This window comes from Achromobacter sp. SD115 (assembly GCF_017355315.1).
Classification (GTDB): Bacteria; Pseudomonadota; Gammaproteobacteria; order Burkholderiales; family Burkholderiaceae_B; genus Achromobacter; species Achromobacter xylosoxidans_B.
On sequence record NZ_JADIJM010000001.1, the window covers coordinates 372,541 to 397,368 of the forward strand.

The 24,828-nt window shown below is 63.4% G+C and carries 29 protein-coding genes; 10 read left to right on the forward strand and 19 right to left on the reverse strand.

The window, feature by feature from the left end:
* Positions 1-62 precede the first annotated feature (62 nt).
* On the reverse strand, positions 63-1,253 hold the full coding sequence (locus tag IPU70_RS01600; protein ID WP_207464399.1) for an MFS transporter: 1,191 nt from the start codon (positions 1,251-1,253) through the stop codon (positions 63-65).
* Positions 1,254-1,346: 93 nt separating this feature from the next.
* On the opposite strand from IPU70_RS01600, the gene IPU70_RS01605 reads away from it, so the two are divergent.
* The 4 genes from IPU70_RS01605 (at position 1,347) to IPU70_RS01620 (ending at position 4,446) form a co-directional block, all read left to right on the forward strand.
* Positions 1,347-1,931: a TetR/AcrR family transcriptional regulator gene (locus IPU70_RS01605; protein WP_207464401.1), complete on the forward strand. Its 585-nt coding sequence runs from the start codon at positions 1,347-1,349 to the stop codon at positions 1,929-1,931.
* A 117-nt stretch (positions 1,932-2,048) separates the two neighbouring features.
* Positions 2,049-3,491: an MFS transporter gene (locus tag IPU70_RS01610; protein WP_207464403.1), complete on the forward strand. Its 1,443-nt coding sequence runs from the start codon at positions 2,049-2,051 to the stop codon at positions 3,489-3,491.
* A 93-nt stretch (positions 3,492-3,584) separates the two neighbouring features.
* The gene (locus IPU70_RS01615; protein WP_207464405.1) at positions 3,585-3,893 is read left to right on the forward strand and encodes a hypothetical protein; all 309 of its coding nucleotides are present in this window, start codon (positions 3,585-3,587) and stop codon (positions 3,891-3,893) included.
* 121 nt (positions 3,894-4,014) lie between these two features.
* On the forward strand, positions 4,015-4,446 hold the full coding sequence (locus IPU70_RS01620; RefSeq protein WP_207464407.1) for a shikimate kinase: 432 nt from the start codon (positions 4,015-4,017) through the stop codon (positions 4,444-4,446).
* A gap of 25 nt (positions 4,447-4,471) precedes the next feature.
* On the opposite strand, the gene IPU70_RS01625 is transcribed toward IPU70_RS01620, so the two are convergent.
* Positions 4,472-6,121, reverse strand: coding sequence for an intermembrane transport protein PqiB (locus IPU70_RS01625; protein WP_207464408.1), 1,650 nt, complete (start codon positions 6,119-6,121; stop codon positions 4,472-4,474).
* 176 nt (positions 6,122-6,297) lie between these two features.
* Here IPU70_RS01625 and IPU70_RS01630 point away from each other — a divergent pair, with 176 nt between their 5' ends.
* Complete coding sequence (locus tag IPU70_RS01630) at positions 6,298-6,783, forward strand: GNAT family N-acetyltransferase (RefSeq protein ID WP_013394623.1); 486 nt, start codon at positions 6,298-6,300, stop codon at positions 6,781-6,783.
* Between the two features lie 24 nt (positions 6,784-6,807).
* On the opposite strand, the gene IPU70_RS01635 is transcribed toward IPU70_RS01630, so the two are convergent.
* From IPU70_RS01635 to IPU70_RS01670, 8 genes are all read right to left on the reverse strand, one after another.
* A complete protein-coding gene (locus IPU70_RS01635) occupies positions 6,808-7,116 on the reverse strand; it encodes a carbohydrate isomerase (protein WP_207464409.1) in 309 nt (102 codons plus the stop codon).
* A gap of 66 nt (positions 7,117-7,182) precedes the next feature.
* Positions 7,183-8,040: a 3-deoxy-8-phosphooctulonate synthase gene (gene kdsA, locus IPU70_RS01640; protein ID WP_207464410.1), complete on the reverse strand. Its 858-nt coding sequence runs from the start codon at positions 8,038-8,040 to the stop codon at positions 7,183-7,185.
* Between the two features lie 92 nt (positions 8,041-8,132).
* Positions 8,133-8,696 carry a cytochrome b gene (locus tag IPU70_RS01645; protein ID WP_207464411.1) on the reverse strand — a complete coding sequence of 188 codons (564 nt, stop codon included), beginning with the start codon at positions 8,694-8,696 and terminating at the stop codon, positions 8,133-8,135.
* Positions 8,697-8,773: 77 nt separating this feature from the next.
* A complete protein-coding gene (locus tag IPU70_RS01650) occupies positions 8,774-9,463 on the reverse strand; it encodes an MgtC/SapB family protein (protein WP_013394627.1) in 690 nt (229 codons plus the stop codon).
* 211 nt (positions 9,464-9,674) lie between these two features.
* On the reverse strand, positions 9,675-10,388 hold the full coding sequence (aqpZ, locus tag IPU70_RS01655) for an aquaporin Z (protein WP_207464412.1): 714 nt from the start codon (positions 10,386-10,388) through the stop codon (positions 9,675-9,677).
* A gap of 256 nt (positions 10,389-10,644) precedes the next feature.
* Positions 10,645-11,037, reverse strand: a complete 393-nt coding sequence (locus tag IPU70_RS01660) for a VOC family protein (RefSeq protein WP_207464413.1) — start codon at positions 11,035-11,037, stop codon at positions 10,645-10,647.
* A 148-nt stretch (positions 11,038-11,185) separates the two neighbouring features.
* Positions 11,186-11,515, reverse strand: coding sequence for a hypothetical protein (locus tag IPU70_RS01665; RefSeq protein ID WP_207464414.1), 330 nt, complete (start codon positions 11,513-11,515; stop codon positions 11,186-11,188).
* Between the two features lie 44 nt (positions 11,516-11,559).
* On the reverse strand, positions 11,560-11,892 hold the full coding sequence (locus IPU70_RS01670) for a cupin domain-containing protein (RefSeq protein ID WP_207464416.1): 333 nt from the start codon (positions 11,890-11,892) through the stop codon (positions 11,560-11,562).
* A 424-nt stretch (positions 11,893-12,316) separates the two neighbouring features.
* Between IPU70_RS01670 and IPU70_RS01675 the strand changes: the two genes are divergently transcribed.
* The 5 genes from IPU70_RS01675 (at position 12,317) to IPU70_RS01695 (ending at position 14,585) form a co-directional block, all read left to right on the forward strand.
* Positions 12,317-12,463 (forward strand): hypothetical protein, encoded by a 147-nt coding sequence (locus IPU70_RS01675; RefSeq protein WP_207464417.1) that lies wholly within the window; start codon positions 12,317-12,319, stop codon positions 12,461-12,463.
* Positions 12,464-12,494: 31 nt separating this feature from the next.
* The gene (locus IPU70_RS01680; protein ID WP_207464419.1) at positions 12,495-13,163 is read left to right on the forward strand and encodes an SOS response-associated peptidase; all 669 of its coding nucleotides are present in this window, start codon (positions 12,495-12,497) and stop codon (positions 13,161-13,163) included.
* A 25-nt stretch (positions 13,164-13,188) separates the two neighbouring features.
* Entirely contained in the window at positions 13,189-13,638 is a 450-nt protein-coding gene (locus IPU70_RS01685; RefSeq protein WP_207464420.1) for a hypothetical protein, read from the forward strand.
* An 88-nt stretch (positions 13,639-13,726) separates the two neighbouring features.
* Positions 13,727-14,020 carry a hypothetical protein gene (locus IPU70_RS01690; protein ID WP_207464422.1) on the forward strand — a complete coding sequence of 98 codons (294 nt, stop codon included), beginning with the start codon at positions 13,727-13,729 and terminating at the stop codon, positions 14,018-14,020.
* Positions 14,021-14,168: 148 nt separating this feature from the next.
* Positions 14,169-14,585, forward strand: a complete 417-nt coding sequence (locus IPU70_RS01695) for a hypothetical protein (RefSeq protein WP_207464423.1) — start codon at positions 14,169-14,171, stop codon at positions 14,583-14,585.
* Positions 14,586-14,637: 52 nt separating this feature from the next.
* On the opposite strand, the gene IPU70_RS01700 is transcribed toward IPU70_RS01695, so the two are convergent.
* The 9 genes from IPU70_RS01700 to IPU70_RS01740 form a co-directional block, all read right to left on the reverse strand.
* Positions 14,638-15,168, reverse strand: a complete 531-nt coding sequence (locus tag IPU70_RS01700) for a hypothetical protein (protein WP_207464425.1) — start codon at positions 15,166-15,168, stop codon at positions 14,638-14,640.
* Positions 15,165-15,656, reverse strand: coding sequence for a glycoside hydrolase family 108 protein (locus tag IPU70_RS01705; protein ID WP_125473489.1), 492 nt, complete (start codon positions 15,654-15,656; stop codon positions 15,165-15,167). The genes IPU70_RS01700 and IPU70_RS01705 overlap by 4 nt, the downstream gene beginning before the upstream one ends.
* Complete coding sequence (locus tag IPU70_RS01710; RefSeq protein WP_207464427.1) at positions 15,653-15,985, reverse strand: hypothetical protein; 333 nt, start codon at positions 15,983-15,985, stop codon at positions 15,653-15,655. The genes IPU70_RS01705 and IPU70_RS01710 overlap by 4 nt, the downstream gene beginning before the upstream one ends.
* Positions 15,986-16,055: 70 nt before the next feature.
* The gene (locus IPU70_RS01715) at positions 16,056-16,481 is read right to left on the reverse strand and encodes a hypothetical protein (RefSeq protein ID WP_207464429.1); all 426 of its coding nucleotides are present in this window, start codon (positions 16,479-16,481) and stop codon (positions 16,056-16,058) included.
* Positions 16,482-16,546: 65 nt separating this feature from the next.
* A complete protein-coding gene (locus IPU70_RS01720) occupies positions 16,547-17,398 on the reverse strand; it encodes a hypothetical protein (protein WP_207464430.1) in 852 nt (283 codons plus the stop codon).
* Position 17,399: 1 nt separating this feature from the next.
* The gene (locus IPU70_RS01725; RefSeq protein ID WP_371818848.1) at positions 17,400-21,344 is read right to left on the reverse strand and encodes a host specificity factor TipJ family phage tail protein; all 3,945 of its coding nucleotides are present in this window, start codon (positions 21,342-21,344) and stop codon (positions 17,400-17,402) included.
* On the reverse strand, positions 21,332-21,718 hold the full coding sequence (locus tag IPU70_RS01730) for a hypothetical protein (RefSeq protein WP_207464432.1): 387 nt from the start codon (positions 21,716-21,718) through the stop codon (positions 21,332-21,334). The genes IPU70_RS01725 and IPU70_RS01730 overlap by 13 nt, the downstream gene beginning before the upstream one ends.
* Positions 21,718-22,194: a DUF1833 family protein gene (locus IPU70_RS01735; RefSeq protein ID WP_207464434.1), complete on the reverse strand. Its 477-nt coding sequence runs from the start codon at positions 22,192-22,194 to the stop codon at positions 21,718-21,720. Before IPU70_RS01735 ends, IPU70_RS01730 begins: the two co-directional genes overlap by 1 nt.
* 353 nt (positions 22,195-22,547) lie before the next feature.
* Entirely contained in the window at positions 22,548-24,827 is a 2,280-nt protein-coding gene (locus IPU70_RS01740; protein WP_207464436.1) for a phage tail length tape measure family protein, read from the reverse strand.
* Position 24,828: the final 1 nt, after the last annotated feature.

Consider the following 24,828-nt stretch of genomic DNA (forward strand, 5'->3'; position numbering starts at 1 on the left):
GAGCATCTCCGGGCGGCGCGCCTGATCAGGCGCCGAAGCTGCCATTCTATCGATCCGCCGCCTCAGGCGCCGGCACGTCCTGCCACGCGGCCGCGCCCGGCCGGCAGGGCGGCCAACAGCACGATCGTCCCCGCGCCTACCGCCGTCCAGAACCCCGCGCCCACGCCATGATGGTCGACCACCCAGCCTGCCAGCGCCGCGCCCGCCGCGACGCCTGCGCCCAGGCCGGTCACTAGCCAGGTCAGGCCCTCCGTCAGGCGATGGCCAGGCACGCTGCCTTCCACCAACGCCATCGCGATGATCATGGTCGGCGCGAAGGACAGACCGGCCAGCAGCACGCCCAGCGCCAGGGTGAGCAGGTCGTTCACCAACAGCAGCGGAATCGTGGTGAACGCCGTGACCGCCGCCGCGACCACCAGCAGGCGGGCGAGCGGCATCCGGAACTTCAGCACGCCGAACACCAGGCCGGCGACGCAGGAGCCCAGGGCATAGGAGGACAGCACCAGGCTGGCGCCGGCCGGAAAGCCCTGTTGGCGGGCGAAGGCGACGCTCAATACATCGATGGTGCCCACGATGACACCCATGGCGGCCATCATCGCAAGCAGGGATAGCATGGGAGGCATACGCAGCACCGACGCCTGGCGCCCCTCCTGCCTGAAGCGCACCGCGGGCGCCGTGGCGCGCTGCAGGACGAAGGCCGTGACGCCCACCGCCAGCAGCAAGGCGGCGAACAAGGGGCCGGCCTGGGGAAAGAACAGGACGCTCAGCCCGACGGCCAGCGGCGGACCGACAATGAAACTCAGCTCGTCGGCCACGGACTCCAGCGCATAGGCGGTACGCAACTGCGGCTGGTCCCTGAAGATCTCGGTCCAGCGCGCGCGTATCATCGCCGGCATGCTGGGCAAGGCGCCCGTCAGCGCGGCAAAGAGGAACAGAGTCCAGTCGGGCGCTCCCCATTGCACGCAGGCCGCCAGGCCGAGCAGTCCCGCGACGCTCAGGCCCGCCGCCACGGGCAGCACCCTGCCCTGGCCATGACGATCCACCAGACGGGAAATCCGCGGAGCCAGCAAGGCCGTGGCCAAGGCGAACGTGGCCGCGACGCCGCCCGCCAGCGCATAGGCGCCGCGCACCTCGGACAACATCGTGATGATGCCTATGCCGATCATGGGCAGAGGCAGGCGCGCGATGGCGCCAGCCAGGACAAACCCCAGGGCGCCGGGCGCCTGGAACAACTCGCGATACGGATTCGACACCGGAAACCCTTGAATGGCATGGACAGCGGCATCGTATTCACATACGATGCGTATGTCAATTTACATACGCACCGTATGCCTTTGGAGAGGAGCATGACGCGTTCCCGCGCCGAGATGATAGAAGCCACCCGCGCCAAATTGTTGGCCACGGCCCGGCAAGCCTTCCGCGAGGCCGGCTACGCGGCCACGTCGATGGACGATTTCACCGCCGCCGCGGGACTGACCCGGGGCGCGCTGTACCATCATTTCGGCGACAAGAAAGGCTTGCTCGCGGCGGTGGTCGAACAGATCGACGGCGAAATGGACCAGCGCCTGGCCACCATCGCGGCGCGGGCGCCCGATGCCTGGAGCGCCTTGCGCGGACGCTGCCGCGCCTATCTGGAGATGGCGGCCGAACCCGAGATCCGGCGCATCGTGCTGCAGGACGCGCGGGCGGTGCTGGGCGCGGCGGCGGACGGCTCGCAGCAGCAGTGCATTGCTTCGCTGGGCGCACTGCTGCAGACGATGATGGACCAGGGCGTGATCGAGCAGGCAGCGCCGCAGGCGATGGCGCGGCTGATCAATGGCAGCCTGGTCGAAAGCGCCTTCTGGATCGCGCAGGATTCCGCGGATGGTCCGCGTCTGGCGCAGGCGTTGCAGGCGCTGGACCTGCTGCTGCGCGGCTTGCGCATGCCCTGACCTCGGCCACGGGAATGGCCGCGGCGCTGCGATGCAGCGTTTGCGGTTGCGCCCAGGCATGCGTATTATCCAATATAAATCTTGTTTAAATAATTTCTCTCGAAGGCGGAAGAGCGCGTGAGCACCGGCACCACCCATGTTTCAAGCGCGTCCTGGGCAGATCTGCTGCACGGGACCAATGCCCTGCGTTCCATCGCGCTGGCGGGCGGCGTGGCGTTGCACGCCATCAACGTCTACATCGTCACCACCATCCTGCCCAGCGTCATCAAGGATATCGGCGGACTGGAGTACTACGCCTGGAACACGACGCTGTTCGTCGTGACGTCCATCGTCGGGTCGGCGCTGTCCGCCCGGCTGATCGAAACACTGGGACCGCGCGCGGCCTATCTGCTGGCCGTCGCGGTGTTCACCGCGGGATCCGTGGTCTGCGCGCTGGCGCCCAGCATGCCCATGCTGCTGGTCGGACGCAGCATCCAGGGCTTGGGCGGCGGCATCCTCTTCGCGCTCAGCTATGCCTTGATCCGCCTGGTGTTCGAAGCGCCGCTGTGGTCGCGCGCCATGGCCCTGGTGTCGGGCATGTGGGGCGTCGCCACCCTGTGCGGCCCCGCCATCGGCGGCGTTTTCGCCCAGACCGGGCACTGGCGGCTGGCGTTCTGGGCCTTGCTGCCCGTCGCCGCGGGCCTGGCCGCGATCGTGGCTCTCAAGGTCGGCGGCAAGGAATCGGTCCCGCCGGCCCGGCCGAGCCCCCTGCCCCTGACCACGCTGGGCCTGCTGGTGGCCAGCGTGCTGGCGATCACGTTGGCCAGCCTGTCGAAGGATCTGCGCTGGAACCTTGCCGGCATCGCCGCCGGACTCGCCATCGCCGCGCTGATCGCGGCGGTGGACAAGCGCGCCGTGAAGCGGCTGCTGCCTACCGGCGCGTACTCCATCGCCACGCCCTTGGGCGCGCTGTATGCGGTCATGTGCCTGGTGGTGGCCGCCATCACCACTGAAATCTTCGTGCCGTACTTCCTGCAAGTGATCCATGGCATGACCCCCCTGGCCGCCGGCTACATGACGGCGGCGATGGCCGCGGGTTGGACCCTGGCCGCCATGCCCAGCGCTACCCGCAGCGGACCGGCCGCCAATTTTCTGGTGCGACTGAGCCCTGCGGTGATCCTGGCCGCGCTGGCCGCCCTGGCCTACATGACGCCGCGCCCGATGCAGTTGCAGTCCTACCCTGGGTTGGCGCTCTATGTGCTGGCGCTGGCCGGCGTAGGCTTCGGCATCGGCCTGAGCTGGCCGCACCTGCTGACGCGCATTTTCACCGCTGCGCCTGCCGGTGAAGAAACCTTGACCTCCTCGTCCATCACTACCGTGCAGCTTTACGCGACCGCATTGACGGCGGCGCTGGCCGGCGTCATCACCAACAGCGCGGGCCTGGCGGATCCAGGCGGCGTGGCGGGCGCGCAGCATGCGGCGCAATGGCTGTTCGCGGCGTTCGCGCTGGCGCCGGCCGGAGCCCTGCTGCTGCTCGGCCGGATCACCCGCAACCACGCGCCAGGGGCCATCCAGAAATAGGATTCCACCGGGCCTGCCAGTTCCGCCAAAGGAGGTATGGAAGGCCCGGGCAGCTTTTGCTACGCTGGGCTCCATCTGCAAGGGGTCCTCGCCATGTTCAACAGAATCCGCGTGCTGACCGTACAGCCTTCGTCGCTCTCGGCGCGTTTTGCATTCCTGGGAATCGCCCTGCGCTGGACACTGGGCGCGACGCCCCGCCCTACCCGCTTGCTGATCGGACCGCACGATCTCGAGCCGGTGGGTTCCGAGGCAGCGTTCTGGCAATTCGCCTTGCGGCATGCGCTTATCGGCCGTTCATTTTTAGTGACCCGCGGCGACCGCTGGGACCTGGCGGCGTCCGTGGACGGCGACGAAGTCCGCGCTTTCGGCCGCAAGTTCGCCTTGCGGCAATGCCTGTTCTGACTTGGCCGGCGCGGACACTGGTACGCTTACGCGCCCGCCAGTACAGAAAGGACCCGCCATCTCGAATCCCGGCATTACCGTCATCCATATCAACGGCCCGATCAACAGCGGGAAATCCACCGTGGGCGCCGCCTTGGCCGCCCTGCTACCGGCTGCGCGCTTCATCGATGGCGACGACCACGACGCCCCCAGCCATCTGCCATACCCCGAGCAATGGGCGCTGGCGCTGGCCCGCATCGCCCATCTGATCGCCACCACGCAGGACCGCTATCTGGTCATCGCCTACCCCTTGGAACAGGACAGCTACGAACGGATTCTGGCTGCGTGCCAACAACGTCGCGCCCTGCTGCGGGTGGTGACGCTGGCGCCCACGCTGGCGGCCGCGCAGTCGGACCGGGGCGGACGCGTACTGACCGCATGGGAGCGCCAGCGCGTCGCGCAGATGTACCTCGAAGGCTATGCCGCCCGTCCCTTCAGCGACCTGGTGCTGGACACCTCGGACACGGATGCGCAATCCAGCGCCCGCCAGATTGCGCAGTGGCTAAACGGATAGCCAGGGCCTGCGACGCTGACGGCCTCTAGCGCGCCGGCTGGCGCTGGTATTGGGCGTCCGGCGCGCGGCCGCGCAGCAGCGACTCCGGATGCGCTTGCAGGTAGTCCGCCAGCTCCCGCAGGGACCGCGCGGTCCGCGACAGTTCCTGCAAGACCGCGTTGGCATTGACTGGCAGGCCGGCGTCGGGACTCAACACACCTCCCACGGCGGCCAATGACTTGCTGGCCTGCCGCAACATGGCTTGCGCCTCAGGCGCCAGGCGGGTATCCAGCCGCTTCATCAGACTGGACGTGGCGCGCAACAGCTGACCCAGATCGGCCCCCAGGCCTTCTAACGGCACCCTGTCCAGCTTGGTCAGGATGCTGTTGATTTGCTGCTGCAGCTGATCCAGGTTGTTCGACACGGTCGGAATGAAGGGATCTTCTTCCATCTTGAACGCCACCGGCTTGGCGTCCGGGAACACCGCCAGGGCGACGTACAGCTGGCCGGTCAGCAGGTTGCCGATGCGCAGCTGCGCGCGCAGGCCCTGTTTGATCAAGGCGGCCAGCAGCTTGCCGCTGGGATGCTCCAGGGTCGAGCCCGAGTATTCCTTGATTTCCTCCACCGTCTGCGCGCCCAGGCGCTCGGGATAGACGGTGGCATCGACCAGCGCATAGAACTGCTGGATGGCCGGATCGAACTCCAGACGGATCGAGTCCACCTGGCCGATGGCGGCGCCATAAGCATCGATGGGCGCGCCCACCGCCAGCCCCCGCACCGACTGGTCAAACCGCATGCGGATATGCAGCGGCGCGCCATCGGGTTGCGCGCGGGCCGCGCCTTCCGACGGGAAAATGGTGAACTGCGCATCGGCCTTGGCCACCACGTGCGCGTGCTGCTCGATGGTGTCGAACGCGACGCCCCCCACGATTACCGACAGCAGGGATTGCGACCGCACCTGCAGGCCGCGCGCATCGACGCTGAAGTCCACGCCGCTGGCGTTCCAGAAGCGCGTGGCGCTGTTGACGAAATCGTCGTTGGGCGCGTCGATGAATACCTGCACATTGACGCCTTCGCCGCTGCTGTCCAGGTGGTAGGCCACCACCTGCCCCACCGCGATGCGCCTGAAGTACACGGGCGAGCCTATGTCCAGCGAGCCCAGGTCGCGGGCCTTGAGGGTGTAGCGTTTGCCAGCGCGGTCCTGCGGCACTTCGGGCGGAGTCTCCAGTCCGACGAAGCTGTATTTGGTGGCCCGGCTCTCTCCCTCCTGCCGGAACCGGTCGGAGGGGTCCACGCCGATATACGCCCCGGAGAACAAGGTGCTCAGGCCCGACACGCCGCTTAGCGTCAGCCTGGGCCGCACCACCCAGAACACGGTCCCTTCCTGCAGCAGGCTGCCGGCTTCCTTGTTGATGCGCACGGTCGCGACGATGCCCGAGCGGTCGGCATTCAAGGCCACGCGCTCGACCACGCCGACGTTGACTTCCTTATAGCGGACCTGGGTCTTGCCGGCCTCCAGCCCTTCGGCGGTCTGGAAGCTGATGGTGGCCGTGGGGCCCGCCTCCATCCAGACGCGCACCACCAGCGCCAGCCCGCCCAAGGCTGCAATGAGAGGCACCAGCCAGATCCATGACAGGCGACGCCTTTTACGGCTTGCTGCAGGCGTGCTGGCGGTGGCGGAGCCAGACTCAGGCATGGGAGATGTCCCCTGTTGTACGCATTGGACTCGAGGGCAGAACGCTTTCAAGAATCGCCCCCGAGCGCCTGGCGCGCAAGTAAGGGTATTCCCGAAATTGATGAGCCGGACGACATGCGCGCACCCGGATTCGCGGGTAGGATAAGGCCCCCCTTAAAGTGTAGTAGGAAGTACCCGTGACTATCGAAATTCGTCCGGCCGTCGCTTCGGATGCGGCCCAGATCCATGCGTTCATCACCGAGCTGGCCGTGTACGAACGCGCCGCCCATGAAGTGATCGCCAACGCCGACGATGTCGAGCGCACCCTGTTCGCCGCTGACGCGCCGGCCAAGGCCCTGATGTGCCTGCTGGATGGCAAGCCCATCGGCTACGCCGTCTACTTCTACAGCTATTCGACCTGGCTGGGAAAAAACGGCATCTATCTGGAAGACCTGTACATCACGCCGGAGCAGCGCGGCATCGGCGCGGGCCGCGACCTGCTGCGCCATCTGGCGCAGGAAGCGGTGGCCAATGGTTGCGGCCGGCTGGAATGGAGCGTGCTGGACTGGAACACGCCTGCCATCGATTTCTACAAGTCGATCGGCGCGCTGCCGCAAGACGAATGGGTGCGCTACCGGATGGCCGGAGACGCCCTGCTCAATTTCGCGCAGGGCCGGCGCTAGGCGCCGCCAGCCGACCTGGCGGGATCAGAATTCCGGCAGGTCGAAGAGCGTATACAGGGTCGAGCTGGGAACCGGCACGGACGCGAGATGCTCGCGTCCGTCGTCATCCACCAGCACGCGCACCGGCCGCAGCGCCACGCTCATGCCGTCCTGGCTGATGGCGGTTTCGACTTCCGCTCCGTCCTTGATGGCCTCGATGACTTCGGATGCCGCCGCCGTCACCGGTTCGGTGACCCAGCCCGGAACGCCGCGTTCGGCCTGGCCCCAGCGCACATAGGCCACATGCCCGCTGACGGGCTCTTTTCGAACGGCGACGATCACATACAAAGACATCCCGGCCTCCCCAATGTTTGGCCCGGATCGTATAACAACTTTGCGCAGCCGTTATGACCGCCAGTCTCAAGGTTCGATGTCGATGGGGGCAAAGGACTTCACCAGGTCGTCCAGCATCTTCAGCTGGGTCAGGAAGGGCTCCAGCTTGTCCAGCGGCAAGGCGCTGGGACCGTCGCACTTCGCGTTCTTGGGATCGGGGTGGGCTTCCAGGAACAGGCCGGCCAACCCCACGGCCATGCCCGCGCGGGCCAGTTCGGCCACCTGTTCGCGGCGGCCGCCAGATGCGGCGTCCAGCGCCGAGCGCTGCTGCAAGGCATGCGTGACGTCGAAAATGAGCGGCCGGTTGCCGGACACTTTCTTCATCACGCCAAACCCTAGCATGTCTACAACCAAATTGTCATAGCCGAAGCTGGTGCCGCGGTCGCACAGGATCAGCTTGTCGTTGCCGGCCTCGGTGAACTTCTCGACGATGTTCAGCATCTGGCCCGGACTGAGAAACTGCGGCTTCTTGATGTTGATGATGCGCTGGGTCTTGGCCAGCGCCACCACCAGGTCCGTCTGCCGGGCCAAAAAGGCCGGCAGTTGCAGGATATCGACGACCTCGGCCACGGGAGCGGCCTGCCAGGGTTCATGCACGTCGGTGATGACGGGCACGCCGAATTCCTTCTTGACCGCTTCGAAAATCTTCATGCCCTCTTCCAATCCCGGACCGCGATAGGAATGGATGGAGGAACGATTGGCCTTGTCGAACGAGGCCTTGAATACGTAGGGGATGCCCAGCTTGCGGGTGACGCGCTGGTATTCCTCGCAGGCGCGCAGCGCCAGATCCATGGATTCCAGCACATTGATGCCGCCGAACAGCACGAAGGGGCGATCGTTCGCGCAGCTGATCGAGGAGGAGATAGACACTTCTGGGGCGGTCATGATGGGTGCATCCTGTGGAAGTAAGGCAGTGATAGTGCGTAATGTACAACCTGCCCGCCCCGGCTTTCACCTCGCGCCCCTGTCGCGCCGCCTCAGCGGCCCGGCAGCATGCGGCGCAGCACCCCATCGCGCAGGACGTAATGGTGGAAGAGCCCGGCCAGCGCGTGCAGCAGCGCCAGCGCGATGATGCACCACGCCACGGTGTTGTGCAGCCCGCCGATGAAGCGGCGCTGCTCGTGATCGATGGCGATCAGCGTGGGTACGTCGAACAGGCCGAAGAACGCGAACGGCTCGCCCTGCGCCCAGCGGAACAGAAAGCCCAGCACGATTTGCGCCGCCATCAACAGGTACAGCAATCCATGTACGCCCGTACTAGCCGTACGCAGCCAGCCCGTGGACGCGGGCGGCAGGCGTCCGCCCGCAGTGAGCCGCCAGACGGCGCGCAGCACGAACACGGCGGCAAACAGCAGGCCGAACGAAATGTGCAGGTGCTGCAGCAAGCGCCGCGTGGGCGTACCGCGCGGCAGGAAGCCCCAGATTTCGGCCAGCGCGAACAGGCCCACCACCAGCACCGCGGTCAGCCAGTGAAACGCGATGGTGATGCGGTCATAGTGCGCAGGGCCGGTGGGCGCGGCGAAGGAAATCGGTGTGGTCACGGAATACGCTCATCATCTGGAGGCAGGTGTGCAAGCGTATTGACATCGGACTTACGGCGTCCTGATTACCGCCGGCATCAGGCGTTGCCGGTGTCCGAAGTCCATCTGGCCGAGTAGGTCTGCGGCAGCAGGCTGAGGCTGCCCACCAGCTGTTCCACCCGTTCGTCTTCCTGGCGCATGGAATAGACCACCGCGGTCACTTCGGAGCGGCCACCGTCGCGCTGCTGGCTTTCCACGCCGCGCAGGCGCAGGCTGTGCTTGCCCAGGGCGTTCAGCAGTTCCGCCCGCACCAGAGCTTCGTCCGTGGAGGCGCAGGTCAAGGCGATGTTGTAGTAGCGCTCTTCGGTTTCCGCTTCGGGCACGTAGCGGTCCACCAGCCTGGCGCCACGCCGCAGCAGCACATTGGTAACCAGGATCAGCGCCGTCACCGCACTGGCTTCGGCCAGGAAACCGTAGCCAGCCAGCACGCCCACGGCGCCGGTGGCCCAGATGGTGGCCGCCGCGCTCAGGCCGCGTATGGTCAGGCCGTCGCGCATGATCAAGCCCGCGCCCAGAAAGCCGATGCCGGTCACGACCTGGCTGCCCAGGCGCATGTCGTTGCTGGCGTCCAGCAGCGCGGGCAAGGCGGTATAGGCGGCCGCGCCCAGCGAGACCAGCGCATGCGTCACCACGCCTGCGTAATTCTGGCGCCATTGGCGCTCGACGCCGACGGCGGCGCCCAGCAGCATGGCCAGCGCAAGGTTGATGGCAATCGTAAATTCGTTCATGGGACTGATCGGGCTTCTTCTGAGCCCGGCCCGGCAACATGCCGGGAACAACAAGCGGGACTCGGCCCCATTATCGCCCGGCCGCGAGAGCGGGGGCTTCGATGCTGGTCGCGGACATTGCGCAACCGCATTGCGCGGCGATGCCGCGGCCATGAAACGGCCGGGCCGCGCCCGGGATGCAATCCCGGCGCGGCCCGGCCAAGCGCCTGTGCTAGGCGCGTTCTTGAGCCGGGTCGCTGACCAGCCGGTAGGCGATGGCGCCGACGATAGCGCCAACGATCGGCGCGACCCAGAACAGCCACAGCTGCTCCAACGCCCAGCCGCCCACGAACAGCGCGGGACCTGTGGAACGGGCCGGGTTGACCGAGGTGTTGGTCACCGGAATGCTGATCAGGTGGATGAGCGTCAGCGCCAGTCCGATCGGGATCGCCGCGAAACCGGCGGGCGCGCGCTTGCTGGTGGCGCCCAGGATCACGAAGATGAAGCCTGCGGTCAGCACGATTTCCGTCACCAGGGCGGACACCATTGAGTACTTGCCCGGCGAATAGGCGTCGTAGCCGTTGGCCGCGAAATGGCTGCCCTTCAGATCGAAACCCAGCTTGCCGCTCGCGATGCAGGCCAGTACGGCCGCCGCCACGATCGCGCCCAGGACCTGGGCAATAACGTAAGGCAGGATTTCCTTCGCGGGAAAACGTCCGCCCGCCACCAGGCCGACCGTGACAGCCGGGTTGAAATGCCCGCCCGAGATATGGCCCACCGCGAAGGCCATGGTCAGCACCGTCAGGCCGAAGGCCAGCGCCACGCCCGCGAAACCGATGCCCAGCCCGGGGAAACCAGCGGCTAGCACCGCCGCGCCGCAGCCCCCCAATACCAACCAGAACGTGCCAAAGAACTCCGCGCCGCAACGCTTAGAAAGCGAATACATTTCGACTCCCCGAAAAACGAAAATGCAACGGTATCGCGGGGTGGGGACGGCGACTTTAAAGCAATGTAAATCTTGACAATTCTTGAGCGTAGCCGGACGCGGACACCCCTGCCGCAACCACGGTAACGTCACGGGGAGGGATCGGGGATCGCCCGAACCGGCTAGACGGAAAGACCCAGGCCGAACAGGTCCGGAAGATGGCTGCGATACCGAAGGCGCCTGCGACGCAAGGCCTGCGCCGCGGCAACGTATGCGCCTAGCCGTGCACGGGCGTGCAAAGCTCCACCAGCGTGCCGTCCGGACAACGCACATACGACACGACCTGCCCCCAGGGCCTGGGCGCGGGCGCGCTCATTTCCGTCGCGCCGGCCGCTAGCGCGCGGGCGTGCGCGGCGGCAACGTCGTCCGTCACGAAAGCCACTTCCATACCCAAAGGCTCGGCCGAAGCGGAAGCTGCCACGTGGCCGCCATGGAAATTCGCCTCGCCGAGTTCATGCGCGGCGAACGACAGTGTGGTCTCGCCAGTTTCCAGTTCGCCGTAGGTCTGGGATTCATGCAGGAAGCGCCTGGCGAATCCGAACGCCTGTTCAAAAAAGGACAGCGATGCGGCGACGTCGGGCACATAGATGATGGTGTATCCGAATTTCATGGTTTCTCCTGGTCGTGGGGATGGGCACCCTGCCCGTGCGTGCGCGGGGACGGGAGGCAGCCGAGGGCATGTTCAGATTGAACCAGATAACTGTTTATTTATCCAGTATTTCATGGAGCGCACATATACCGGGCGACCGGTCCCCATCCTAGGCCGCGCGCTCTTCCAGCCCGCTGCTGGACCAGCGGTCCACGTCGCGGATCAGATACAGCAGGAATTTGGTGTATGCCACGTCCAGCGCCAGCATCCAGGCGGATTTGTCCTGGCGGGCGCAGGAAGCGCGGATGGCGCAATCCAACGTCTCGGCCAGGTGGCTGATCGTGGCGCCGGACATCCGGAAGCAGATCGGCGCCAGGCAGGAGTGTCTGTGGGCATGCCGTAGCGCGCTGTCGCGCGCCTGCGTCGTGGCTTGGGCGTTGGCTACGTCGCGCAGCAAGCGGTTCAGGATTTCGCACCAGTCGGCCAGCAGCTCATGCACGGCTCACCTCTCAGGGAACACGTCTGGGTCAGGAAGAAGGAGTACTAGGCGGCGGCGTGCAGCACCGTCACCAGCACGGTGGCATCGCGCACACCCAGCAATGCGTGCGGCTCGTGGGCAGCCAGCGCCATGAGCTGGTCTTCGCGCAATTGGCGGATGCCATCGCGCGATGTCACGCTCACCTCGCCGGTGATGCACTGGATGGTGATTTCGCCCGCCACGGCGTGCTGCGGGAGGCCCTTGCCCGCTGGCAGCACCAATTGCAGCAATTGCATGTGCGCGGTCTTTATCAGACTGACGCTGACGGCCTCCCCGTGTTCGCGATGCGGGGTGCGCAGATCGATGACATCCAGAAATGCAGCATGCTTGAGCGCCATGGGAGGCTCTCCTTATCTTGCTGTTTTGGGTGCTGTGTTTGATGCGGCCGAGGCGCCGTATGGAAGGCTGTCTGCCGCGCCGCCTGCTGAGAAGCTTTTACCGCGCCTATCGGCAAGCCTTTGCCGAAGAGCGCGAAGATATATCAAAAATGTGCTTTCAGCACGGGAGGTTATCCCTAAGCGCGAAACCCGTGCCGGCAAAAGAAAAGCCCCCGGCACGGATGCCGAGGGCTTTCAGGGCGCTGTTGGCGACATGCCAGATCAGTACCCAAATAGGGTTGGTGCGAAGGAGGGGACAGCGAAATCTAGGATCGGTGCGGTTCCCTGGCGATCTGGCGTAGCTTTGGCGTGCGCGCTGGCGGAATCCGTCCGAGATTTCCCCCATCCGCGCGACGCCGCGGCGCCGGCCCGGTAGATTGCCAGCATGGAACCCTGGCCCTACGACGAATACTTCACCTTGGCGCAATTCGACGCCTTACCCATCGCTCAGCAGCGCCTGATCGTTTTGATCGTCCGCGCGCTGGTCTACTACCTTGAGCGCTTCCCGGACGAAGCCGCGGCCCTGGACTGATCCTATACTGGCCCTTCCGATGGGAGGGACCATGTGCAGCCACTATCAGACCCTGAAGGATGCCGAGCACCTGCTGAAGAAATTCGGCATGCCTGAGAAGCCGAAGGCCATGGGCAAGTACGACATGTGGCCGAAGTATCAGGGGCTGTTCGTGCGGCGGCCACCCGAGCATGACGCCGGCGACGAGGCAGTGCCCGAGCGCGAGGCGGTCGTGGGCCGCTGGGGCCTGATCAGCGCCATGACCAAGGCGGATGGCCTGGACAAGGCCGGCAAGCTGTCCACCTTCAACGCTCGCAGCGAGACGGCGGCCAAGTCGTTCACGTTCGGCAACGCTTGGCGCCGCGGCCAGCACTGCATCATCCCGGCCGACGCGATATTCGAGCCCGACTGGCGGTCGGGCGCCGCGGTGGCTACCCGGTTCACGCGAGCTGACGGCGCGCCGCTGGGCATCGCCGGCTTGTGGGACCGCTACCGGGATGCCGCCGGCCAGTGGCAGGAGAGCTACACCATGCTCACCATCAACGCCGACCAGGACCCGCTCTTCCAGAACTACCACCAGGCCGGCAAGGAAAAGCGCATGGTGGTGATCCTGCCGGAAGGCGCCTACCAGGACTGGCTCACCGCGCCGGTCGCCGACACCCGTGATTTCCTGGTGCCCTACCCGGCCGACCGGCTGGTGGCCACGCCAGCCCAACTATAGCCCTTTACGAACCAGAACAGTAACCATGAGACCCACCCTAGATCCTAGCCTGGCCGAACCCGCAGCGCAGTTCCTGCTGCGCTTTTCCCGTCTCGAATTTGCGTTGAAAGAAAACAGGTATTTCACGACCGGTTCGTACAACTCGGCTCAGGTGGATTGGAAGGAGTTCTACAAGAAACACCGCGACACCTATCGCCCCTGCCCCGCAGGAGCCGACCTCACCTCGCTGGCCCCGCTTCAACAAATTGTGAACGAGCACGGAGAATTAGATTGGGCCGCAAGACTCGATCTGGCTGAGAGACCGGAGCTAGTTAGGGATTGCGAACTACTCAAGACCGTCCGCAACAATCTCTTTCACGGCGGTAAGCACGGAGATCCTCAGGTGCGCACCGCAGAGCTTCTACAGGTATGCATCACACTGATGGATCAGATTGGCGAGCAATTCTTTCCATCGGACTACGCTGGAATTTATTGACCAACTAGTCAGATTCCAGCGGAGGATCGCGTCTGTTGACCCCTATTAGCGACGGAATATACTGGATGCCTGACCAGTGTTTTCCGCCATGCCGTTCAAAGACCCGCTCACCTTCGCCGACCTCCGGGCCATCCGGGAGCGTCAGCCCTGGAATCCCGACGTGCTCACCCTGCTATGGGAGGTGAAGCGCCTGCGCGCGGCCATGCTGCGCCTGCACCAGGTGTCCTTTGAGCTGAAGCGACCCGCTGGTCTGACGGGCGACATCTACGACGACCTGCTGGCGGGCCTGGCCAAGGAGCCCTGTGTGCTGGAACGCGACCAGATGACGTCCGAGCTGCTGGAATCGCCGCGCAAGCTGCGCAAGGGGATGGCGCCGCGGTAGAAATCGCCTGCGTGTCGCCGAAGCAACACTCCCCCCCTTCCGACAGGGCTTATCGCGAGTTTGTCTGGTAATGCGCACTTTCGTTGGCACAATTAGAGACACCACGCCAAAATCCAGCAGCCTCATGTCACACGATCCAGGATCCCCAATGAGCGACGATCAGGAAAAAAAAGATGTGCCCGCGCAACCCGCTGCGCCTGCACCAGTCGATTGGCTGAAGGGAATCGGGAAGACCGGCGTCACAATTATCGGGAACAATGGAAGAGTAATAAACAGCAATTTTGATGGGTACGATCGAGCTGCGGTCATGGTCGGTGACAACCATCATGCCGACAACATCACCGCGACCGCTCCGCAAGACGCGCACGTCTTTGCTCAACTGGAAAATGCGATTTCCAAATTGAATGCATCGCAAGCGGAAATTGACAGCTTGCTGCGCGCCAGTGCAGAGATGCGTCAGCATGTCGGGAAGCCGACTCTAGCGGAAGCGTACGAACGGTTCATCGGCCTGGCGGCAAACCATATGGCGATTTTGACGCCCCTCCTCAGTTTGCTATCAAAATAGCGGCTGCGACATCGTGCAAGTTGCCTGGGACGACCACAGATATGGCACAGCGCTAAGGCTTCGTCTTGGCCAGCAACTCGGATTTCTTCTGCCCGCCCGCCGTGCTGCCGAAGTAGTACGCAATGATGCTGGTCCAGGCGGTGCCCAGCGAGCCCAGCAGGATGTACAGCGGTTCCTTGCTGGCGGTCGGGATCTCGGCAAAGACCATCACCGACAGCATGCCGAAAAAGCCGGCCGTCACCAGGTAGGCCAGGATGCGCGGCGTCCAGTCCTGGCGTTCGACCTCCCGCTGGCGCGCGCTGGCGCGGTCGTCGGCCTCGATCTTGGCCAGGTCGGCCTCGCTCTTGAAGCCCAGTTCTGCCATGCGCGCGGAGAAGTCCAGTTCGGCCTGCTTGAGCTGCTTCAGGATCTCCGGACTGGCGGTGGACAGCGTCTTGGCAATCTCGGCGTCGGAGGCATTGGCGCCCAGTCCCAGCGCCTCCGTAATCGCTGCAACTGCGCCGCCGGCAAGCGGGCCACCCAAGGCCGTCGCCAGCATCGGCGCCAGGTTGCCCAGCGCGCCCTTCCAGTCGAAATTCATCATGCGTCCTCAGCGGCGTACCGCAAATTGCCGGCCACCCGGCGGGCCCACCCCTTGCCGAACGTCGGCCAGGTGGTCAGCTTTGTGTAGAACTCCAGCCTTTCAGCGTTGAACCGCGCCAGCACGTCCGGTACGGACATGGCGCGCACGACTCCCAGCGTCACCGGGCCGACAACGCCGTCGTCCGCCACATCGACAGCGCGCTGGAGAAAGCGTATGGCCTGGCCGATCCCGTGATTGACCGCGGCGTCGAACAGTTGGAACGCGATCGCGCCGTCGTACTGATCCGCCTTGGCCCGCTCCCAGTACGCCCGCCGATAGATGCCCTTGGCCTGGTCGCGGGTCAAGTCGCGCATGGCGCCGCTGTATCCGGCCTCGCGGGCCGTGCGCAGCGTGATACCCCAGTTCGTCTCACCGCCCGGGTCATCCGGATGGTTCACATAGCCGCCTTCGTGCCCTATGAGGCGGTCGAATGCCTGGTCAAAGTTCATTTCAGGTATTCCTTCAGGTTCTTGATGAGCATCCACGCCAACCCACCCAGCGCGGCCCAGGTGCTGCCTTTGATCAAGTGCGTAATGACCTCGCGGCGGATCTGCTGGCGCTGCTCTTCGCGCTCGATGATCAACTCGTGGTAACGGCGATGGCCGTCGTAGTCCCCGCCAGGGAAGCCGGTTTTCACGCTGGCCGACACTGCCAGCATCTCCTTTTGCAGGGCGTCGAATTTCGCGTCGGTTTCTCGGCGCGCGTCCGCCTGCATCTCGTGGAGTGCGACCAGGATCGCCTTCGCGTCCTGGCTCAAGCCCGGGGCTTCAACAGTCACCCTCGTCCCCTATAGACGTAAAAAAGCCCCAGCAAAGGGGCACGATGCGAGTCCGGTAATCGATCGCCGGCTATTTCTGGCTGGCGAGGAGGAAAAGGTCATCAAGCTGCGCATCCGTGCCGCCGACTTGCGCCCACATGGCGCGCAGGAATGCGCTGGAGCGCTCGTACACCGGGGAGTTGAATTCGATCTCGGCCTTGCGCTTTTCGACGGGATCCGCGATGCCTTGGATCAGCGCCTCCACGTCCGCCAGCTTGCCGACTTCCAGCATGGCCAGATTCGCCTGGCGCCACGACACCGACGTCGGGATGGCCAGCTTCGCGACGTGCTCAGCGTAGGCCGCCTGCGTCGCCGAGTTGTTCCACACCGCCATGATTTCCTCGAAGGTCGGCTGCTCTATGTCGTCAAAGCTCCATTTGGCGACATACGCGTCGTCGATCTGCGCATCCCCGCGCATCGGCATCAAGACGATATATTTCCGGCCATGGTCATACATGGAGATCTGCGGATAGATCCGCTGGATGCAGAAAATCATTTGTTCGTGAGAAATCATTGCTCCCCCTAGATCATCTTCAGAGAAATGCCGCGAAGGTAGACGATCGCGGAATTGTTCACCCGACGCATCCCGATCATCACAAACGGGTTCGGGAAGTCCACCTGGCTCGGCTCCACCAACTGGATAAAGTAGGTCGGGCCGGCCTCAACGATCGCCCCATCGTGCTGCACAAGGGCGCCCTTCGTCGCCTTCGTACTGGGATCGAAATTCCCGGAATGCCACAACGCGCCCCGATACACTCCATCTGCCGCAGCTTGAAAGAACGATCCGTCCCAGGTCACGGTGACAGGTGTTGCGTTTGCCGCAGACACATAGTTCCCGGTTGCCTGCTTCCCGTTCAGCCCAGCATCCAGCTGAGCCTTGGTCACGACGTGAGCCGGGGCCGTGGCAGCCTTCGCCTCCAGATTCTTCGGCAATCCCGAGGCATCCAGGATCTTCACTGCCGTTGGGTCGGCTCGCGATAGCAGAATTTGCGCCGCGTCTGCCCCGCTTACCGCAAGCGAAATGACCGCATCGCCTACCGTGGTGCTTGCGGTACCCGCGATGATGGCCGCATTCGAAAAGCCGGACTGGTTGTCTTTGTAGACGGAGACCTGACCATTGATGAGGCCGCCCGTCGTCGGATACGCCCGCTTGAACAACTCAGATTCGATCACCCAGGCCGTGTTCGCATCATTGCGGCGCTTCAAGACCTGGTTTGCGGTATCAGCCCAGCAGCTGTACGGCCACGCCAACGCTGCCGGATCGTTGGGTCCTGAAAAATCGGTGGCTATCGTCTGAAGGGCCCTATTGATCGCGGGAATCGCGACGTTGCCGGGCAACGGCGGCGTGGTGGGAATCTGCGAGTTATCTTGCATGTCAAAACCCCTGTGCAATCCAGTTAATCTTTCGCCCCACCGCCGTGGAGCCGTTAAAAATCATGACGTCGAAGCCCGTCGCGCCGGCCGTCGCGTCCTGCACGACCGCGCGATCACCGTTTTGACTATCCAGAATGGTGATCTGCAGGTTTGGCCGTGCATGAAAGGGCTTGGGATACGTGACCCGCATACCCGCGACCGGGACAGAGACAGACTCCGCTCGCTGCAAAAGATCAGGCACGTCTATCGTCCAAACGAAATGCCTGACGAACGGCAAGATACGTGCGTTCGAAGTGGCGAAGTACAGCCGAACATCGAAGTAGCGCGCATTGATCAGCCCTGGAACGAAGTCCACCCACTCCGACCACTGCCCTGCCACCTGAGCACTTCGAATCTGCGGGCGAACAGTGATGGCCTGTCGGGCTGAGCCATTGAGCAGGTCTTCCGCCGCCAGCCAGTCCGGGATCGTCAGTAGGTCATCATCTTGGCTGATGGCCAGATAATCGATGCTGAAATCAAGGCGGACAGGCGTCACGTACCCGATGTCGACTTGGTCCGAAACCGCATTCGTGTAGATCCCATCTGACGCCACCCCGCCAAGCCACAGCAAATCAGACTCGGCGAACAGGTCCGGGCTCGCCAGCACATCGCCCAGCGCCGCGAGCGTCAGTTGGTTCTCGTACACCACCGCGCCGCCGGATACCGTGCCGGTCCAGTCAGGAGCTTCGTCTTGCGTCAGCAGGACATTCCTGACCAGCACCGCGCCGGAAACCGTTATGCCGGCCGCTGGCCCGAAAACGACCTGGCCATTTGATAGCCTGAATCTGGCCGCTACCCAGTAGCTGCCATTGCCCACCGCTAGCATCTCTTGTGCGCGCGTTGAGCCAACGATCCGGGAATTCGACCAGGAATCGCCAATCCTGACCTCGTAGTCCGGATCACGAACGTCGGATACCTTGCGCCAGCTGAGCACCGTCAGCCCGTCACGGAACACCGTTGTCAAACCCTCAACGGGCGGAAGTGGCGCATTCAGCCCTTGGACGACGTAGGTAGTCTCGCGCGGCGTCCCCGTCCCTGTTGGGCCGTTCGGCGTCACCGTGGCGGTGATCACGTCGCCCGTCCGAACCAACAGATCCGTCGAGCGCCCCTCGATGTCCTGCGCCAGGCGCTGAACTCCGTTCACGAAAACCACCGCAAGAACGGGCATTTCTCGCGACAGCGCCCAAGTAAGCGTCACGCGAATCTGATCGCTGCTGGCATTGACGATGGCCTCCGTCGCGCTGATCGAGAACACCACCCCTACCAGCAGCGCCCCGTCTCTCGGCGGAGTATAGGCATATGGGTTGTCCTCGCAGGCGTAATACTCCGGGTCGTCATCAACGGCCTCAAATCGCAGTCCGTCGCCCGCCGGCGAGACGCCGGACACCTTGAATCGACGTCCCGGCGTCGCGATCGGATCGAACTGCCACGCCCAGTCGAACGGCGCGCACTCTTCAAAGCCGGCCGCGCCCGGCATCGGGAAACCATCCAGCGGCGAGATGATTGTCAGCTCATCAACATCACCAACAGCGGACACGACGGTAACCGTCTTCATGTTGCCGTCCGGATCGCGGAGCATCGCAATGCCGTTGCCGTCGCTGGGCACCTTGTTCTGCAGCTTTATCGTGGTGCCGCCACTACCGGGCATCATGCGCCCCGAGTATCCCCACACCGTCAAATCGTGTGAGAACGACACCACGTCGCCGCGGGTGCACACCATCCCCTCGATGTCGGTTTCCCAGGAAATCTGCCGCCGCCGCCACACCTGACTTGCCGCCAGAAGATTCGCTTCCCGGCCGGCCATGTCAGCGTACACACAGCCATCCAGGTCGAGCTGCAAGGGATTGTTCGTGGCAACCACGCCAGGCACCTTGGCGCGCACCTCGTCCATCACCCAGCCCGAGTCCTTATTAATGAAGTTCGCAACAATCTCGTCAACGGTGCCTTCGTTGATGTATGCCACCTTGAAGGACCCGGCGCGGACATTGAACGGGCCGAACATCGCAGTGACAGGGGTGTCCGCCGCGTCCCATATGACACCAAGCTTCCCAGTCTGGTAGGTCATCGAGGCACGCCCGGCGCGCGCGATCATCTGAAGCACAGACGCCGTGCTCATCTTGCGGTCTAGCACGTAGTCAAACGTGAGCCTATTGGTGTGGCACCACAAACCCCAGGCCTTGATGGCCTCGATGTCAATCTGGGCATCGCTCATGCCACCGCCGTAGATTCGATGCCCATCCGTGTCCAACTTCCCGCGAGCGAACCACAGGAACCACCACGCGGGGTTGCTCGTCGGGGCCCACTGCCAGTCGGAACCGGTCCAGATCGAGCACCACGCGGTTGCAATGGCACTGAACTCGTCAACCGCTCCGTTGAGCTGTGCCGAAGCCTGGATGCGCAAGGCCACACGCAGCTGGCCCGAGTAATCCGCCGTGTCGGTCTGATAGCACAGTATCTGGCTGATCGCCGTCTGGTTCGATTCTCGGCTGCTCTGTATGTCCGCGGTCACCTTCCAGGCGCGCACCTCGTACATGCCAACAGGTACATCCCAAGAAATCGTTTTCCGCGTCGGCTCTTGCCTGCCCCCAGTGACGCGCACACCAGGGGTCGTGCTGTAGCCGAGCAATGGATCAGGCGCGATTCCGGCCCAGGGCTGCCCGACCTGGAAAGGGTGTGGCTTCCAACGCCAAACGCCCATCACCGGAGGCACAACGGTCACGCCCGCGTCGCCACCGCCGAAGCTGTAGCCAGGCTTGATGACAAATGTTTCACCGTCCGTATGGTCTGCGGAATTGGTCGATCCGAACCCGATCTGCTGCTCCCGCGTGTATGCCTCACCGGCTTCGCCGCCGCCTGTTCCGGACACGATCTGCATCTTCGCCCAATAGTGGGTCGCGTAGCTCGCATCATTGAGCAGCCCAATATCTACCCACGCGCCACCGACCGGACGGTACTGCAGCCGAAGTTCAACAGTCCGCGACTCCATGGAGCCAGAATCGTTCACGTAGAACAACTGGGACGCCACCTCGACGGAAATGTGCGTGACATCTTTCGGGGTCGTGCGGGTATTGACCACGCCAGCCTGCAGGGTGAACCCCTGCAACGTGTCCACGTTGCCGGGGAACATGGTCAAGCCCCCGCTATTGGGATCAGAAGACTGCATCTGGACCCCTTGAAAACTCAGGACTGGCGTCTCGCCAATCTTGTAATCGTTCAAAGAGACAGAATTCAGCTGCAAACCAAAGTGGAAGATCTGATTCAGAAACTGAGTGTCCCCGACGTACTGGGAGTATGGCTTCGCGCCAATGTCTGCAACTACTTTGTGTTGCCCAAAAACGATTGCCATCGGCTCCCAAGGGCGTGCGCGATTGCGTCCTCCTTGGATGGCATAGGTGGGGCTGCTTTCGTATTTTTGCCCACTGCCCAGCTTGGCGGCTGTCGGCGTCGGCATCGGCAGCAACGTATTCACCAACAGCGATCCGCCGATCATCACAGCAGCCGACAACAAAGCGCCACCCATTGTGCCGGCGCCCACTCCCCAAGCTACTGGGGCCAGGTACGGGGCAACAATGGACGCAGCAATGACGGCAATCATTGCAACGGTGCGCAGTACCTTATTGCCGCCACCACCACCCTCTCCTCGCGCTCGGATCACAACCTGATCGCCATTGCGCGGGATAAGCCTCTGCCAGATCCCAATGGGCACCGGCCGCCCGTTGTGCCAGACATTGACCACGCGCGACGGCAACGCGACGCCCAGACGCTCGCAGTACCGCCCCAGGGTTTCACCGGGCAAGAAAGGAGCGCAAAACGCGTCTCGGCCTGTGGATGCAACGAAGGGGTTGCGAACGACCAGCAGCGACGGAGTCTCCGACGTCGTCTCAGGCTTCTTTTCTACGATTTCCACCGGTAGAACCCTTCAATCTTGTAATCGATCATCGTCATGAAGCGCAGGCGTTGACGGATGACAGCCCCAAAGGTTTTGTCAGCGTGCAGTACCCACCACTCTCCGGCCAACCGACACATGACACCGATGTGAAAAAGGTCACCGCGCGACAGCAAAAGCACAGGATGGCCTTCGACGGGCTCATCCACTCGCTCGGCAAAGTCGGCTTTCACGCGTGCAATCTGCGCTGCTTGCGCTCGCAGGGTCTCTTCGTGTGAGCCTGGAATGTCGGCACTGATCCCTAGTGTCTCCCGCGCAACCAGTGCCGCAAGCGCTGCGCAGTCGCCGGTTTCCGGCACATAGGGCAGGTTCAGATAATTATCGGACCAATGCATCAGAAAACCCCTGGAGTCGTCGTCGGGTCATACCGCACCGTGACCGCCGACTGCATGAGCGTGTTCTTGAATCCCAAGTCCCCGGACACGCGGTAATTGGTGATCGACAGGCCGGTCAAGTCCATCGTCATGTCAAACTCCAGATTCGAGGGATTCGAACGCAGAACCATGATCAGCCGGCATTTCGCCCCAGCGCCTCCCTGGCTGACCTCCAGCCACTGCGTCAGTTCGCGTCCAATGTTGTCGACCTCAAGCCGAGCACCTGAAACCTGACCTGCTTTGTCGTCAGGGATCGACCAATCGAAACGACAGGCGTTGAACAAGTGCCCCTCGACCACGATATCCGCCGTGTCATTCGCGAAACGCGCCGGAACTGCAAGGTCTCTATGCACTATCTCAACCAATTCGATCAACGGCTCATCGGCGCTGGTCGCGTTGATATTGCGTTTTGCCTGGGAGGAAAAATTGCGCGCCATGTCAGCCTACCGTCTCGATTTGAGCGGATGCCCGCCACACTCTCCCGGGACTGGACCACGAGATCTTCCCGGACACGAAGCGGGCCTGCTTCGTCACAGAGTCGAGCGGATCGACCCAGCCAAACCAACCAGTTCCGCCATTCAGATCCGACTTCATCCACAAGTCGAAGGCATTCTTCCGTGCCAAGGTTTCAACATGAACCGTCACGGCCCGCGTAACGATAGGCGTGGTCCACTGTGGCCGTTGCTTTGCGATGCCACCGTCCATGTCGGTACGTAGCACGCCGTAATCAGGCTCTTCGCTGAACCCCTCAAGCAGGATCTTTGCGTAGCTCGGAAATGTCGCCGGCATCTCAGGCCCCCACCACACCACGAACCGCATCCGCCGAACGGCCGTTCTTCCGCATGTCCTCGACCATAATGCTGATCACCTCTCCACGGATATCCACGCTTCGCTGCACGCCGGATATCCGTTGAGGCGTTCCGTTGTTGATGATCTCGACGCGCGCATTTCCGCCAGTCGCAGCGGGAACAGCACTCCCGGGGCCGACATAGCCGCCGTCGGCATAGCCGCGTAGTCGCGATAGAAATCCCACCCCGAGACGGCGGGTCGAATCTGCGTCGAAAACGTACTCTCCCTTGTGGACTACACCGGCGGGTTCAAGCCTACCTCCCGGCCCTGTGTAGCCCCCGTCATCGAAAAACATCAACCCATCTCCCGCTGCTCCTACTTGCGAGGCCGTGGCTACCGGACCAGATCCGCCGCCACCACCAAACAACCCACTGATCGCGCTCCCAATCAAGCCGCCCACCTGCCCCGATCTACCGAAATCGCCAAACAGAGCCTCGGCAAAGTTTGCGGACGCGGCGTTCGCCAACATCTTGGTGATCATTTTGGTGAAGTCCGAGCCGATGTTGTCAAAGTTGCCGCTGAGTGCACTTTCGAGCGTGGTGCCCATAGAGTCTTGAATGTTGTGAGCCGCCTGCACCGCAAATTCGGACATCCCGCTCGCGGTGTCGCCGAACTTTTCGTCCAGCCTGCCGATCGCATCTTGATACTCACCAGCGGTCAACACACCGTTTTGCAGACCCTCGGTCAGCAGCGTGAGCCGCGCCAGGTATTCGTTGCTCTTCGCGGCATCGGGGTACAGGTCACCAAGCAATTTCGCAAGCGAGCCTGCGCGCTTTTGCGACTCTTCATATGCCTTGGCTTGGTCATTGATAAAGTCCAGCGTCTGCGCTGATGCAAGCGCCTCGTCCTGCTGGGCCTGCGTTTTGAATTTCACCGACCCGATGCGAACCTGCTCAAGCAGCTTTTCGTATTCGGTTTCCTTTCCGATCAATGCAATGCGCTGATTCATTTGGTCAATCAGGCGCTGGCCCTGGTCCACCTTCTCCTTGGCACCCGACCCTTTGCCAGACCCGCCGGAACCGCCAGTGACTCTCTGGGCCGGAAGCGTCGGGATATCGCGACCCGTCTCGCCGGTTCCCTGGTAGGCAGCGAACACGTCCCTTTCCTGCGCATTCGCTTTCCGGTCCGAGAACTCGATGCGGTTCTGAAGCTGACGCCGCTTCGCGGCAATGTCAGTGCCCTGGTTCTGCTCTTGGCCGGCCAGCACGCGCCTCTCAAACGCGTCCAGCTCCTCCAACTCCTTGCGATACTTCGCCGCGTTCTCCGCATGGCTGTTGAACGGATTCATCAGTCCATAGGTCGCAAGCGCGTCGGTAAAGCTGCCAGCGGCGCTTAGACCCGACGCGAAGTCACCGATCAAGGTCACCAAGGACCGCGATACATCCGCGAGCCAACCGACAAAGGTGGCAAAGGCCTGCTTGGTTTCCGGTGATCCGAGGACATCCGTCAGGTCATTGATGCTCGCTGTGAGGCCGTTGACACTTCCGTCGTCGCCCGTCATCAGGTCGTCGATCTGGTTCTGCAGCGCCTTGAGTGCACCGCCCAAGGTGTCGCGCGCCGCATCCGCCGCCCCGCCGTAGGAAGACTCCAAGGCGCTCAGCACAATCGCCTGTGCCTCGGCGACCTTACCGGCCTTTTCGAGCTGCTCCACCAGTTTCTTCTGGTCTTCCGTAAACCGGAATCCCTGCTTTGACAGCGAACTGAGGCCCTGGCTGGGAACGTCTAGGGCGCGTCCAACCGTTTCGGCAGCCTGCTCGACCTCGACGCCCATCCGAGCGGCCATGTCGATCGCCGCCTGGAGCGCGCGCGGGAACTCTTCGCCGACAACCCCCGTGTACGAAAGCAAACGCGTCTGCGCGCGATTGATGTCACCTTCGCTGAACACACCGGCGAGGGAGCCGGCCATCTGGTTCAGCTGCGTCTGGGTCCATCCCGCCGCCTCACCCGTGGAGCGCAGCACGGCCGCCAGCTGTGCCTGCTCGTCCTGAGAATTGCGCGTCTCTGTGATGAACTTGGAGAAGATGGTGCCCAGGCCCACGCCAAAAAGCGCGCCGCTCAGGACCCCACCAATGCTTCGGGAAATCGCGTCTGCGGTCTCCTTGGCCTGGCGCTCCATGTCCTTGAACTGCTTCTGCGCCTTTTTCGTCGCCCGGTCCGTGTCGGTTTCGAACGACCCGGTCCGCATCAGCAGGTCGACGACGATGCTGCCGGCTGTTGCCATG